The organism is Agrobacterium sp. D14 (assembly GCF_001526505.1).
Lineage (GTDB): Bacteria > Pseudomonadota > Alphaproteobacteria > Rhizobiales > Rhizobiaceae > Agrobacterium > Agrobacterium leguminum.
The window spans coordinates 17,675-30,407 of sequence record NZ_ASXX01000016.1 but is presented as its reverse complement, the minus strand read 5'-3'; the positions used below and the strand labels follow the sequence as shown (position 1 = coordinate 30,407).

Below are 12,733 nucleotides of genomic sequence, written 5' to 3'. Positions count from 1 at the left end.
TCAGGCCTCCAAATCAGGCTTTGCGCTTGTGCGTGCCGATCAAGGCGTCGAGCATGCCGATTTCCTCATTGGTCAGGTCCTTCAGCGGCGCGCGCACCGGACCGGCGTTGAAGCCCTGCAGGCGGACGCCGGCCTTGACGGCGGAGACGGCATAACCCTTGGCGCGGTTGCGGATCGCCATGAACGGATAGAAGAATTCCGTCAGGATACGCTCGCAGGTGGCGCGTTCGCCGGCACGCAGGGCGGCGTAGAACTCATTGGCAAGGCCCGGCACGAAGTTGAAGACAGCCGAGGAATAGGTGGTAAAACCGGCGCCGAGATAGGCTTCGGCAAACAGTTCCGCCGTCGGCATGCCGCCGAGATACATCAGGCGGTCGCCCATCTTGGCGGTGATCTGGCGAACGAGACCAATATCGCCGGTGCCGTCCTTGAAGCCGACGAGGTTCGGGCATTCGTCGCAGAGACGCGCCAGCGTATCGGCCTGCAGCACGGAATTGTCACGGTTATAAACCATGACGCCGATGCCGACCGACTGACACACCTTCTTGATGTGGGCGTAAAGGCCTTCCTGCGGCGCATCGATGAGATAATGCGGCAGAAGCAGGATGCCGTCCGCGCCGACCTTTTCGACCGAGCGGGCGATATCGACGGCGATCTCGGTGCCGTAACCGCAGCCGGAAACGATGGCGGTTTCACCGGCCACGTCCTTGGCGGCGGAAACGATGGTCGGAATTTCATCCGGCTTCAGCGAGAAGAACTCCCCCGTGCCGCCGGCGGCAAACAGCACCGGCGCCTTGTAACCGGCAAGCCATTCGACATGCGCCCTGTAACTGTCCTGAGCGAAACGGCCCTCGGAATCGAAATGGGTGACCGGGAAAGACAACAGGCCGGAACCGAGCGCCGCCTTGATTTGTTCAGGGTTCATGTTTGGTATTCCTTTGCAAATTCATTGACTGGAAGCCACCTAACCCGGTTGCCGCATGCTTGTCAACAATTCATCATACATGTTGTATGATGAATTGTTGAAATCTGTAACAGATCAGCGCGCCAGCCAGCCGCCATCGACATTGAGAATGGCGCCATGCACGTAATCCGCCGCCGGCGAGGCAAGGAAAACCGCCGCCCCGGCTATATCGTCGGAATGGCCCCAGCGGCCGGCCGGAATACGCTCGAGAATGGCCTTGTTGCGGGCCGCATCCGCACGCAGCGCCTCGGTATTGTTGGTTTCGATGTAACCGGGCGCAATCGCATTCACATTGATGCCCTTCGCCGCCCACTCATTCGCCAGAAGCTTGGTGAGGCCGGCGACGCCATGTTTCGCCGCCGTATAGGACGGCACGCGAATACCGCCCTGAAAGGAGAGGAGCGAAGCGATATTGACCACCTTGCCGGACCGGCCTTTCGCCAGCAACTCTTTCGCAAAAGCCTGGGTGGTGAAGAACAGTGCCTTGAGATTGACGTCCATCACCTCGTCCCAGTCGAGTTCGGAAAACTCGACGGAATCGGCACGGCGGATAATGCCGGCATTGTTGACGAGAATATCGAAACCGGTGCCGGCAAAACTGTCCTTCGCCGCCAGCGGATCGGCAAAATCGATAGACAATGCGCTGGCCTTGCCGCCGTCCCTGGCGATCATCTCCAGCGTTTCATCCGGCGCGCGGCGGGCGGCGCAGACCACCTCCGCGCCGGCAGCAGCGAGCCCCACCGCAATCGCCTGGCCAAGCCCCGTATTCGCGCCGGTGACGAGCGCCTTACGCCCCTGAAGCGAAAAGGGATTCTTCATTTCAAATCCCCCGGCTGGATGAAGTCCATGTCGGTGTAATCGACATTGTCTCCCGCCATGGCCCAGATGAAGGTGTAAGAACCGATGCCGGCGCCGGAATGGATGGACCAGGGCGGGGAAATCGCACCCTCTTCATTCGAAATGAACAGATGCCGGGTTTCCTGCGGCTCACCCATCAGATGCAGCACGCGCGACTTCTCATCCATGCCGAAATAGAGATAGGCCTCCATGCGGCGATCGTGAATGTGGGAAGGAATGGTGTTCCAGACGGAGCCGTCCTCCAGCGTGGTATAACCCAGCACCAGCTGGCAGCTTTCCATGACCAGCGGATGGATGAACTGGTTGATGGTGCGCTTGTTGGAGGTTTCGGTCGCGCCGAGCTTGACCTCCTTGCTATTGGCCAGCGTCACGAGCTTTGCCGGCAGGCTGCGATGCGCCGGGCAGGAGGTGATGTAGAATCGCCCTGCCCCGTCAAAGGTCACCGCACCGCTGCCTGCACCGAGATAAAGCACGTCGCCGCTATTGAGGGTATAGGTCTCGCCGCCGGTGCTGACCGTGCCGGTCTCGCCGATATTGACGATGCCCATCTCACGCCGGTCGAGGAAGGACGGCGTTTTGGTCTCTTCCACCTTGTCCAGCGTCAGCGGTGCACCGTTCGGCACCGCGCCGCCCATCACGAAGCGGTCATAATGGGTGTAGATCAACCTGATTTCGCCGGAACGAAACATGTCGTTGGCGAGGAAATGCCGGCGGAGCCCTTCGGTATCCAGCGTTTTTGCATATTCCGGGTTCACGGCCTGCCTTGTTTCGACGGTCAACATCAAACTCATCCTTCATGATTGTTGCGTATGGCACATAATATATGTTATCCGCTTTTTGTACGATCTGTATGACAAGGTCAAGAGGCATAGGCATATCTCGACCACGCCAGGGACGTGCGACACTGAGGGAGAATGGCAATGAAACGGCTTCTTGTTACCGGTGCTGCGGGCCAGCTTGGCCGCGTCATGCGCAAACGCCTTGCATCGATGGCCGAGACCATTCGCCTTGCCGATCTCGCCCCGCTCGATCCGGCAGGCCCGAATGAGGAATGCATGCAATGCGACCTTGCGGATGCAGACGCCGTGGATGCCATGGTTGCCGGTTGCGACGGCATCGTTCACCTCGGCGGCATATCGGTGGAGAAGCCTTTCGAACAAATCCTTCAGGGCAACATCATCGGGCTTTATAATCTCTACGAGGCCGCCCGCGCCCACGGCCAGCCGCGAATTGTTTTCGCCAGTTCCAACCATACGATCGGCTATTATCCCCAGACCGAGCGGCTTGGTCCCGACGTTCCCTTCCGCCCGGACGGCCTCTACGGCGTTTCCAAATGTTTCGGCGAAAACCTCGCCCGCCTGTATTTCGAGAAATTCGGACAGGAGACGGCGCTTGTGCGCATCGGCTCCTGCACCCCGGAACCCAACAATTACCGCATGCTGTCCACATGGTTTTCGCATGACGATTTCGTGTCGCTGATCGAGGCGGCGTTCCGCGCACCCGTGCTCGGCTGTCCGGTCGTCTGGGGGGCATCCGCCAACGATGCGAGCTGGTGGGACAATTCGCATCTCGGCTTTCTGGGATGGAAACCGAAGGACAATGCCGAGGCCTTCCGGGAACACATCGCCCGGACAGCTCCCAAGCCGGACCCGAGCGACGCGGTAGTCCGCTTTCAGGGTGGCGTGTTTGTCGACAACCCGATCTTCAAGGAGACGTGAAATGTCGCACGGACCTTTCCCGCTAAAAAGGCGGGATTGCATGCCAGGCCGCGAATGACGTATCGAGGAACGGTGCACGCAACCGACATTTTTTAGAACGGCGACCAAGATGACAAAAGCGACAAGCTCCGAACCGGCAGCTCCACAAGGCAGAACGCTTGTGGTGAAGGTTTCGGAGGAACTCCGCAGCCAGATCGCCAAGGGCCGTTACAAGACGGGCGAACGCCTTCCCTCCGAAGCGCAGATGACGCAGGAATTCGGTGTCAGCCGTACCGTGGTGCGGGAGGCAATCGCCTCGCTGCGATCCGACGGTCTGGTCGAGCCGCGTCAGGGCGCGGGTGTTTTCGTACTGGAACCCGCACCCACTGAGCGGCGTCCCTTCCACAATGTCGATCTCGCACGTGTCTCGTCGCTGATCGAAATGCTGGAATTGCGCACCGCCGTGGAAGGTGACGCCGCCGGTCTTGCCGCCATTCGCCGCTCGCCAGCGCAGGAGGAAAAGATCATTGAGGCCTTCGATGCCTTCCGCGCCAGCGCCACCAAAGGCGTGCCGACGGCGGAGGCCGATTTCGCCTTCCATCTCGCCATTGCCGAAGCGACCAACAATCCCCGCTTCAGCGAGTTTCTGCAGGTGCTCGGCCCTACCCTCATTCCGCGCCGCGCCGTGGCCGAAAACGGCACGGAAACCGTGCTTTCGCCCGCCGATCTCGCCCGGCTCGTCGGTGAACACGAAGCGATCCTGATCGCGATACAGGACGGCGACGAGGAGGCGGCGCGCAGCGCCATGCGCAGCCACCTGAAAAGCAGCCAGACGCGTTATCGCTCCATGTTGCGCGCGCCGCGCTGAGACTAGATGTTTAAACCGCATTGCATGACTGAGGAGAACGATATGCAGCAGCTTCCGACCTTCCCCACCGTTTCCCCCGACGATGGCGTGGAGCGCACCGTGCTTTCCGAAGCGCCGGAACTGATGGTGGTCTCCTTCCGCTTCAAGACCGGCGCCGAAGGCAGGCTGCACAGCCATCCGCATGTGCAATCCACCTATGTCGCCAGCGGCAGCTTCCGCTTTTACCGCGACGGCGAGGCCTACGACCTTCAGAAGGGCGATAGCCTCGTCATTCCCGGCCATATCGAGCATGGCTGCCTGTGTCTGGAAGAGGGCGAGCTGATCGACTGCTTTACCCCGCGCCGCAACGACTTTCTCTGATCCGGCGCTCAGTCCGCCGATAAATCCCGCAGGCTGCGCGGCAGGCTGTTCATACATTCCGCGCCGGAGGAGGTGACGAGGAACTGGTCCTCGATCATCAGCGCGCCCAGCCCTTCGCCATAAAACGGTGCTTCGAGCGCCACGACCATGCCGGGAAGAATAATTTCCGGATTGTCATGGGAAAAGAACGGCCATTCCTCGATGCCCACGCCACCGCCGACGGAATGGCCGAAATGGCCGCGATAATATTCGCTGAAACCTTGCCCGCGCATCGAGGCCAGCATGGCGGCGTGCACAGCACCGAATGTATTGCCCGGACGAATCGCTTCCAGCCCACGGGCAAAGGCCGCCTCCAGCGCCTTGAAAATATCGGCAGCGAGCGGAGAGACCGGCCCCCACGAAAAACTCCGCGCGCCATCCGATGAATAACCGTCGACCAGCGCGCCGACATCGGCCTTGATGAGCGCACCCGGCGTGACAACCGCCGCCATATCCGACAAAGCGGGTCCGACGGATATGTAATCCCAATGGCCGCTCAGCGAAAACCCGGATTTCACGGCATGAGCCTGTGCGCCGGCCTTCCAGGCGGCAGAAAGCCCGCCGAGCGCCGCGCCGGGCCTGACGGCAGCAGCCATCGCGACCAGCCCGGCCTCCGCAGCCATCGCCGCGCGCCTCAGAAGCTCGATCTCGCGCTCGGATTTCACGGCGCGCAGGCGACGCAGCACGGCCGATCCGTCAACCCAGTCGACATCGGGTAGCGCCTGTCGCAGCGCCAGAAAATCGGCGGCGGGCATGAATTCGAGGTCTGCGCCAATACGCGCCGCCGACAGTCCGCGCTCTCGCAGCAGGTCAGCCAGCAGGCCGAAACAGGCGTCGCGGTCGAATGTCTCCGGCCTCGGACCACCGGAATTGGTGCGGCGATAGGCATCGTCCACCTGCGCGATGGTTTCGACGCCCGACAGATCGACCATATCGATCCAGATGCGATGGCAGCGCAGATCGATCTCCGGCGCGGCCTTCCTGACAAGCGGGGCGGCATGATCGCTGACGACAGCGGCAAGCCGCGCACCGGCATCGGCCGGCACCAGCGCAATCGCCGAACCCGCCCTGCCCCACATGGTCGCGACACCGGCATGGGCACCGACGGCATAACGGAAGGCTTCGGGCTGGAACAGCACCAGCGCGTCGATATCCGCTTCCCGCATCAGCTGCTGGGCACGGCTTCGGTCGATATCGCTCATGGGAACCCCGGTGATTGTTTGGCTGCCGTGTTTCGCGACACGTTTATGAACCTACGCTTTAGCAGTCGCCGGGAGAGGAATGAAGGTGGAAGATGACATCTCCACCCCGAAGATCGTCAGTTCGAGCGAGCGGTTACCGCTTGTTTCTTCTCCCCGCCGGGGAGAAGTCCGCGGCAGCGGGATGAGGGGGCAAGGGTAGTGAGTTACGGCAGCGTTGCCCCCTCATCCGACCCTTCGGGCCACCTTCTCCCCGGCGGGGAGAAGAAATATGCCGCAACGTCTTGCCCTATCCGAACGAGCGGCGGATAAATCCGCCGTCTCATTGTCTTTCACGCCTCCAGCCACTTCACCTGCTCATCCGTCAGCCTGATATCCAGCGCCGAAAGACTATCCTCCAGCTCCGCAATCGTGCGCGGCCCGATCAGCGGAATGACCGGGAAAGGCTGGGCGATGACATAGGCGAGCGCGATGTGGATCGGGTGGCGCCCAAGTTCTTGGGCAAGCTCGATCGCCCGGTCGCGGCGGACGAAATTGCGGTCGGAATACCAGACGCGGACGATTTCTTCATCGTCATGCTTGTCGCGCCCTGCCCTGTCCGTGAAAAACCCGCGCCCCTGGCTGGACCAGGCGAAATTAGGAATCTGGCGGGATTTCAGCCATTCCTTCCACTCGTCATCGGATGCCGCGACGCAGCCCGCCCAGATGGGATCGAGCATTTCCGCCAGCGAGAAATTGTTGGAAAGCGCGGCCGGAGCCTGCTTGCCGTTCTTCGCAGCATAGGCGGCCGCCTCATCCATGCGCTCGCGCGTCCAGTTCGAACCGCCGAAAATGCCGCGAATGCGCCCGCGCCGGACTTCGGCATCCATGGCATCGACAAACTCGCCGACCGGAACCTCCAGATTATCGCGATGCATGAAATAGGCATCGACATAATCCGTCTTCAGCCGCGCGAGCGACTGGTCGAGCTGCTTTGCGATCATGTCAGGATAGCAGAGCGGCGAATGTGCGCCCTTGCCGATCAGCACGATCTCTTCGCGCGGCACATTGCGGCTGGTGTGCCAGTCGCCGAAGATCGCCTCGGTCTTTCCTGCACCATAAACATAAGCCGTATCGAAGAGATTGCCGCCCGCCTCGTAAAAGGCATCCAGCGTCAGGGATGCGGAAGCGAAATTGGGGAAGAATTCGAAACCGAGCGCGACCACGGAAGCGGGTTTGGCAAGGCCGGGAATCTGCCGCTTCGGCACTGCGTTTCCGGCCACGACCTTGCCGCCGGCAATATTGGCAATGCGCGATGCTGCTTTTTCAATGCTGTATTCGAGCCCGACGGAAGCCCGCCATTGATCCATGACACGCAGATTGCCAAGACTGTCCGCCCAGGCCATGCCGGGCGCATCGAATTCATGTCTGCCCTGGCGGATCGCCTCGCCGGCCGCATCGACTTCGAAGGAATAAAGCCAGCGATCCTCCGGCAGCTCGATGGTTTCGACCTTGTCGCCCCTGATGATATCGATCCGCCCGGTGCCGCCCTTGTGGCCGGCGGCGAACCAGAAATCCTTGACCTCAATGCGGCCTTCCGAGCCGATGATGCGCAGCACATTGTCCTGCGCCGCCATGATCGAGCACGAGACTTCGGCGACGATGCCATTTGCGAATTTCAGCACAGCCGAGGCCCATTCATCGACGCCCGACTGGCCGAGATGGGCGGCGCCCGCCACCTTTTCCGGTTCGGCGAAAGGTTTTCCGTCCACGGCGCCAGCGATCATCCGCACCATGGAAACCGGATAACCGCCGACATCGAGAATGCCGCCGCCCGCCGTTTCATTGGCGAAAAGCCGGTGATCGGCCCGGAACGAGCCCATGTTGAAACCGAAGCTGGAGCGGATGATGCGGATATCGCCCACCGCACGGGCTTTCACCAGCTCCAGCAATTTCGCCGTCTGCGGGTGCAGGCGATACATATAGGCCTCGCCCGAGAAGACGCCGGCCTTTTTCGCCTCGTGGAAAATGGCGTCGGCATCATAGGCGGAAAGCGCGATGGGCTTTTCCACCAGCACGTTTTTACCCGCCCGGATTGCCTTGATCGCCCATTCGGCATGGCCGGTATGGGGTGTGGCGATATAGACGGCGTCGATATCGGGATCGGCAAGCAGCGCATCGTAACCATGGATGATGCGCGCACCGGCGAAGGCCTCTGCAAGGCCGGGCTTGTCCGGATTGCGGGTGGCGATGGCCTCTAACCTGCCGGTGCGGGAATGCGCGATACCATCGGCAAAGGTTCTCGCGATGGTGCCCGGGCCGATGATGCCCCAGCGGATCGGTTGTTCGGTCGTCATGAAATCCTCGTCCTTCATATCAGTCTTGGGTGCTTGGGAAAGGGTTCAGCGCAGGCGGTCGCCCCTGCTGTCGAAAAGGAAAGCCCTGCGGGCGGAAAGGCCGACCGTCAGCCGGTCGCGATTGCCGACGTCGCGCGATTCCGGCCGCTCGATGATAAGCTGCTCGCCGCCTTCGGTTCGGGCATAGACATAGCTGGTATTGCCGAGATGCTCGGCGACATCGACATGCACGGTGAGATCGGCATCGCCCCCGCCCGCATCGGCAAAATGCTCCGGCCGGATGCCGAGCGAGACTCTAGCTCCCTCGTTCAAACGCGCAGTGACCGGCAGGCTCAGCCGCACCGCAGGATCGCTGTCGAGGGAGAGCGTAACGCCTTCCGCGCCGCTGCCGACGATGGTGGCTTCCAGAAAATTCATCTTCGGCGACCCGACGAAACCGGCAACGAAGCGATTGGCGGGATCGTCATAGAGATCGAGCGGCGCGCCGACCTGCTCGATATTGCCCGCCCGCAGCACGACGATCTTGTCGGCCAGCGTCATCGCTTCGGTCTGGTCGTGGGTGACATAGATCATCGTGGTGCCGAGCTGCTTGTGCAGCCGCGAGATTTCCACGCGCATCTGCACCCGCAATTCGGCATCGAGGTTGGACAGCGGCTCATCGAACAGGAAGACCTGCGGTTCGCGCACGATGGCACGGCCGATGGCCACGCGCTGGCGCTGGCCGCCGGAAAGCTGTTTCGGCCGGCGCTGCATCAATTCGTTGATCTGCAGAATTTTGGCGGCGCGGTTGACCCGCTTTTGCGTATCCGCCTTGGGGTTGCCGTTCATTCTAAGGCCGAAAGAGAGGTTTTCGGCCACCGTCATATGCGGATAAAGCGCATAGGACTGGAACACCATGGCAATGCCGCGATCTGCCGGATCGGCGTCGCTGACCGTTCTGCCGCCAATCACGATATCGCCACCGGAAATATCTTCCAGCCCGGCGATCATTCTGAGAAGCGTGGACTTGCCGCAGCCGGAGGGGCCGACAAAAACGACGAACTCCCCGTCCTTTACCTCCAGATTTGCGCCATGGATCACTTCCAGCGCGCCGTAACGCTTGACCACGTTGTTGAGCGAAAGTTCCGCCATGCGGCCCCCTTACTTGACTGCCCCGGCGGAAATGCCGGCGATGAAGTGACGCTGCAAAGCCACGAAAACCACGAGAATGGGTGCAGTGAGCAGCACCGCGCCGGCCATGATGCCGCCCCATGACACTTTGGTGAGCCCGATGAGGGTGCCAAGCGCCACGGGTGCGGTCATCATTCCTGGGCGGGAATTGATGAGAAGCGGCCAGAGGTAATTGTTCCACGAGGCCAGGAAGAGAATGATCGACAGCGCCGCCATGGTGGGTCGCGCCAATGGCAGGGCGATGCGCAGGAATATCTGCCATTCCTTGACGCCCTCCACCCGTGCCGCATCGAAAAGCTCCGTCGGCATCATCGAGAAGGATTGCCGCATGAACAGCACGCCGAGCGAGTTGAACAGCGGCGGCACGATCAGCGCCACCCAGGTGTTGGCGAGCTTGAATTCCCGCGCCACCATGATGAATTGCGGAATGACAACGACGGCAAAAGGCAAAGTGATGGTGCCGAGAATGATGGCGATCACCACCCCGCGTCCGGCAAAGCGGTAACGCGCCAGCGCCCAGCCGGCCATCGACGTCAGAAACACCGAAAGCACGGTGTAAATGACGGCGACGGTGATCGAGATGAACATGGCCCTGAGGAAATTGGTATCCGCCTGCAGGTTGTTGAAATTCTCGACGAAATTGGTGGATGGCACCAGCACGATATCCGGGCTGAAAATGCCGTAATCCGGCATGGTCGAGAACACGAACATCATCCACAGTGGAAACAGCCAGACGATGGCAAGCGGTGTCAGCGCCGCATGCAGAGCGATCTTCTGCCAGAAAAGCGATCTCGATTTCGATCTCATTTCGGCTCCCTCCCGACCCAGAGATTAAGCAGTGAAATGGCGATGGCGAGCGCCGCCATGGTGTAGGCAATGGCCGAGGCATAGCCGAAATTGAGCGAGGTGAAGCCTTGGCGATAGAGGAACAGCCCCAGCGTCTCCGTGCCGCCGCCCGGCCCGCCCCTGTTGGTGATGAGGAAGGGTTCGGCAAACAGCTGCATGGTGCCGATAACCGAGAGCACGACGCAGAACAGGATGATGGGTTTGAGGAGCGGCAGGGTGATATAAAAGAACTGCTGGCGCTTGCTCACCTTGTCCAGCGTCGCCGCTTCATAGACATCGCCGGGGATCGATTGCAGCCCGGCGAGGATGATGATGGCGTTATACCCCGCCCAGCGCCAGGTGACGGCGATGATGACGAGCGCCATGGCCGCATTGGCATTGTCGAACCACGAGATGGGCGAAAGACCGACTGAGGTGATGAGCTTGTTGATGATGCCGAAATCGGCGCTGAACATCAGCCGGAAGACAGCCGCATAGGCCACCTCGCCAACGACGACAGGCGCAAAAAAGGCAAAACGATAAAGCGGCCGCGCTTTCAGGAGCGGCGAGTTCAGCAGCACCGCCATGACGGTGGCGAGCGCGATCATCACAGGCACCTGAATGACCAGAATGATCAGCGTATTGTAGAGCGCGTTATAAAAGGCCGGATCGGAAACCAGCCGCCCCCAGTTCATGGAAGGCGCAAACCGCCACGGATTGATCCGCGTGTTCTGGAACGACAGCATGAACGAGCTGATGATCGGCCAGACCCAGAAGGTGGCGAAAATCAGGAGATAGGGCGCAAGGAACGCATAGGCGATCCTGTTCCTAGACGGCATGGTGACCTCCAGATGCCGGCGGTTTTGCCGGATAAATGGAAAAGCTTCAGAAAGGCCCGGCCCCGTTTCTAAGGGCCAATGCCATCGCAGGGTGTTGCGGCGTGTTTCTTCTCCCCGCCGGGGAGAAGGTGGCCCGAAGGGTCGGATGAGGGGGCTGGCTCACCGAATATCGCTACCCTCGCCACCTCATCCCGCTGCCGCGGACTTCTCCCCCTCGGGGAGAAGAAATTCGTGGCACCCACTCGGTTCATAAACAGCCGCCGGCTTACTCCGCGACCGGCAAACCGGTGGCCGTTTCGATCTGCTTGGCCGCATCGTCAAGCGCCGCTTTCGCATCGGGATATCCGCCGGCGAAATATTTCGTCTGCGTCGCCTTGTAGATCGCATCGGCATCCGACTGGAAAGCCGTGCCACGGCTCGGCACGATCTTCGGCAGGGTGGCCAGAATATCGGTCCACACCGCCTGCCCGCCCCAATAGGCCTGCTTTTCCTTAACGAAGGGATCGTCGATGGCTGAGAGCAGCGAGGGAACGAGGCCGAAGGATTTCAGCATCGTCACCTGCCCTTCATTGGTGGTGAGCGCGTAATCGATATATTTCCACGCGGCTTCCTTGTGCTGGGATGTCGAGCTGATCGCCAGCGAAGAACCGCCGAGATTGGCGGCGTGCGGGCCATCCGCCGTCAGGCTCGGCATCAGATAGACGCCCCATTTGCCGGAAAGATCGGGGGAGCCGGAACGAACCGTGCCTTCATACCAGGCGCCATACATCTGGCTGGCGGCCTTGCCGGCCGTATTGGCCTGGATTTTTTCATCCCAGATCGCCGCCGTGATGATGCCGGCGTCCTTCATTTCCTTGACCTTTTCAAGGGTCGCGACACAGGCGGGCTGGTTGATGGTGATGTTCTGGCCATCGGTCGAAAAGTAACCGCATCCCTGCTCATTGGCGATCATGCGGAACCATTCGCTATCGCCGTTAAAATCGGCCTGCGCCATGACGGTGCCGGGATTGGCGGCCATGACCTTCTTGCCGGCAGCGATGAAATCATCCCAGCTTTTAATGGTGGCCGGATCGACGCCTGCCTTCTCATAGAAGTCGCGGCGATAAAATACCGCTACCGGACCGGAATCCCACGGAACCGCATAGGCGACGCCGTCAACTTCCAGCTCCGTGCGCTTGAAATCCGGGAAAAGCGCCTGTTTCTCAGGCGTATAGCCAAGCTCGGTCAGATTGGCGAAACAATCGGGAAAACGGCTCCAGAACAGTTCCGCCTCGAAATTCTCGACTGTTACGATGTCAGGAAGACCGTCACCGCCGGCTGCGCAGGCGGCAAGCGTCTTGTCAAAAACCTGATTGTTTCCAAGGTCTTCAACGACAATCTTGATGTCAGGATTTTGCTTATTGAAGCCCTCTACCGTGGATTTCAGCGCGGAAGCCGCGACATTCCAGCTCCAGATGGTGACGGTCTCGGATTGCGCGAAAGCCGGGGCTGCGAAGAGCACCAGAGCCGTAGACGCGCCAAGAAATTTCAAGCACATTGAAAACCTCCCTTTTTTCAATTGCCGTTCTTCAGCGAACA

12 protein-coding genes are annotated in these 12,733 nt (G+C 60.6%); 3 read left to right on the top strand and 9 right to left on the bottom strand.

What is annotated here, in order from left to right; all coding sequences use genetic code 11:
* Positions 1-13: 13 nt before the first annotated feature.
* The 3 genes from kdgD to kduI form a co-directional block, all read right to left on the bottom strand.
* The gene (gene kdgD / locus L901_RS12445; RefSeq protein ID WP_003522686.1) at positions 14-925 is read right to left on the bottom strand and encodes a 5-dehydro-4-deoxyglucarate dehydratase; all 912 of its coding nucleotides are present in this window, start codon (positions 923-925) and stop codon (positions 14-16) included.
* Positions 926-1,039: 114 nt separating this feature from the next.
* Entirely contained in the window at positions 1,040-1,783 is a 744-nt protein-coding gene (gene kduD / locus L901_RS12440) for a 2-dehydro-3-deoxy-D-gluconate 5-dehydrogenase KduD (RefSeq protein WP_020812257.1), read from the bottom strand.
* On the bottom strand, positions 1,780-2,604 hold the full coding sequence (gene kduI / locus L901_RS12435) for a 5-dehydro-4-deoxy-D-glucuronate isomerase (protein ID WP_059757065.1): 825 nt from the start codon (positions 2,602-2,604) through the stop codon (positions 1,780-1,782). The genes kduD and kduI overlap by 4 nt, the downstream gene beginning before the upstream one ends.
* Positions 2,605-2,742: 138 nt before the next feature.
* Here kduI and L901_RS12430 point away from each other — a divergent pair, with 138 nt between their 5' ends.
* From L901_RS12430 to L901_RS12420, 3 genes are all read left to right on the top strand, one after another.
* Positions 2,743-3,540, top strand: a complete 798-nt coding sequence (locus L901_RS12430) for an NAD(P)-dependent oxidoreductase (protein WP_059757062.1) — start codon at positions 2,743-2,745, stop codon at positions 3,538-3,540.
* 109 nt (positions 3,541-3,649) lie between these two features.
* Positions 3,650-4,387 (top strand): FadR/GntR family transcriptional regulator, encoded by a 738-nt coding sequence (locus L901_RS12425; protein ID WP_020812260.1) that lies wholly within the window; start codon positions 3,650-3,652, stop codon positions 4,385-4,387.
* Between the two features lie 42 nt (positions 4,388-4,429).
* Positions 4,430-4,747: a cupin domain-containing protein gene (locus tag L901_RS12420; protein ID WP_059757059.1), complete on the top strand. Its 318-nt coding sequence runs from the start codon at positions 4,430-4,432 to the stop codon at positions 4,745-4,747.
* An 8-nt stretch (positions 4,748-4,755) separates the two neighbouring features.
* Here L901_RS12420 and L901_RS12415 read toward each other — a convergent pair whose 3' ends face one another.
* The 6 genes from L901_RS12415 to L901_RS12390 all read right to left on the bottom strand — a co-directional run bounded on the left by L901_RS12415 (position 4,756) and on the right by L901_RS12390 (position 12,692).
* Complete coding sequence (locus L901_RS12415) at positions 4,756-5,988, bottom strand: Xaa-Pro peptidase family protein (protein ID WP_059757057.1); 1,233 nt, start codon at positions 5,986-5,988, stop codon at positions 4,756-4,758.
* Between the two features lie 329 nt (positions 5,989-6,317).
* Positions 6,318-8,321, bottom strand: a complete 2,004-nt coding sequence (locus L901_RS12410; protein WP_059757214.1) for an aldo/keto reductase — start codon at positions 8,319-8,321, stop codon at positions 6,318-6,320.
* 45 nt (positions 8,322-8,366) lie between these two features.
* Positions 8,367-9,452 carry an ABC transporter ATP-binding protein gene (locus L901_RS12405; RefSeq protein ID WP_059757053.1) on the bottom strand — a complete coding sequence of 362 codons (1,086 nt, stop codon included), beginning with the start codon at positions 9,450-9,452 and terminating at the stop codon, positions 8,367-8,369.
* Between the two features lie 9 nt (positions 9,453-9,461).
* Positions 9,462-10,298 (bottom strand): carbohydrate ABC transporter permease, encoded by an 837-nt coding sequence (locus tag L901_RS12400; protein WP_059757050.1) that lies wholly within the window; start codon positions 10,296-10,298, stop codon positions 9,462-9,464.
* Positions 10,295-11,155, bottom strand: a complete 861-nt coding sequence (locus tag L901_RS12395) for a carbohydrate ABC transporter permease (protein WP_003523586.1) — start codon at positions 11,153-11,155, stop codon at positions 10,295-10,297. Before L901_RS12395 ends, L901_RS12400 begins: the two co-directional genes overlap by 4 nt.
* Before the next feature lie 265 nt (positions 11,156-11,420).
* Positions 11,421-12,692, bottom strand: a complete 1,272-nt coding sequence (locus L901_RS12390; protein WP_059757047.1) for a sugar ABC transporter substrate-binding protein — start codon at positions 12,690-12,692, stop codon at positions 11,421-11,423.
* Positions 12,693-12,733 lie beyond the last annotated feature (41 nt).

Coding starts and splice junctions, on each gene's coding strand:
- kdgD (WP_003522686.1), bottom strand. CDS start 925: ATGAACCCTGAACAAATCAAGGCGGCGCTCGGTTCCGGCCTGTTGTCT.
- kduD (WP_020812257.1), bottom strand. CDS start 1,783: ATGAAGAATCCCTTTTCGCTTCAGGGGCGTAAGGCGCTCGTCACCGGC.
- kduI (WP_059757065.1), bottom strand. CDS start 2,604: ATGTTGACCGTCGAAACAAGGCAGGCCGTGAACCCGGAATATGCAAAA.
- L901_RS12430 (WP_059757062.1), top strand. CDS start 2,743: ATGAAACGGCTTCTTGTTACCGGTGCTGCGGGCCAGCTTGGCCGCGTC.
- L901_RS12425 (WP_020812260.1), top strand. CDS start 3,650: ATGACAAAAGCGACAAGCTCCGAACCGGCAGCTCCACAAGGCAGAACG.
- L901_RS12420 (WP_059757059.1), top strand. CDS start 4,430: ATGCAGCAGCTTCCGACCTTCCCCACCGTTTCCCCCGACGATGGCGTG.
- L901_RS12415 (WP_059757057.1), bottom strand. CDS start 5,988: ATGAGCGATATCGACCGAAGCCGTGCCCAGCAGCTGATGCGGGAAGCG.
- L901_RS12410 (WP_059757214.1), bottom strand. CDS start 8,321: ATGACGACCGAACAACCGATCCGCTGGGGCATCATCGGCCCGGGCACC.
- L901_RS12405 (WP_059757053.1), bottom strand. CDS start 9,452: ATGGCGGAACTTTCGCTCAACAACGTGGTCAAGCGTTACGGCGCGCTG.
- L901_RS12400 (WP_059757050.1), bottom strand. CDS start 10,298: ATGAGATCGAAATCGAGATCGCTTTTCTGGCAGAAGATCGCTCTGCAT.
- L901_RS12395 (WP_003523586.1), bottom strand. CDS start 11,155: ATGCCGTCTAGGAACAGGATCGCCTATGCGTTCCTTGCGCCCTATCTC.
- L901_RS12390 (WP_059757047.1), bottom strand. CDS start 12,692: ATGTGCTTGAAATTTCTTGGCGCGTCTACGGCTCTGGTGCTCTTCGCA.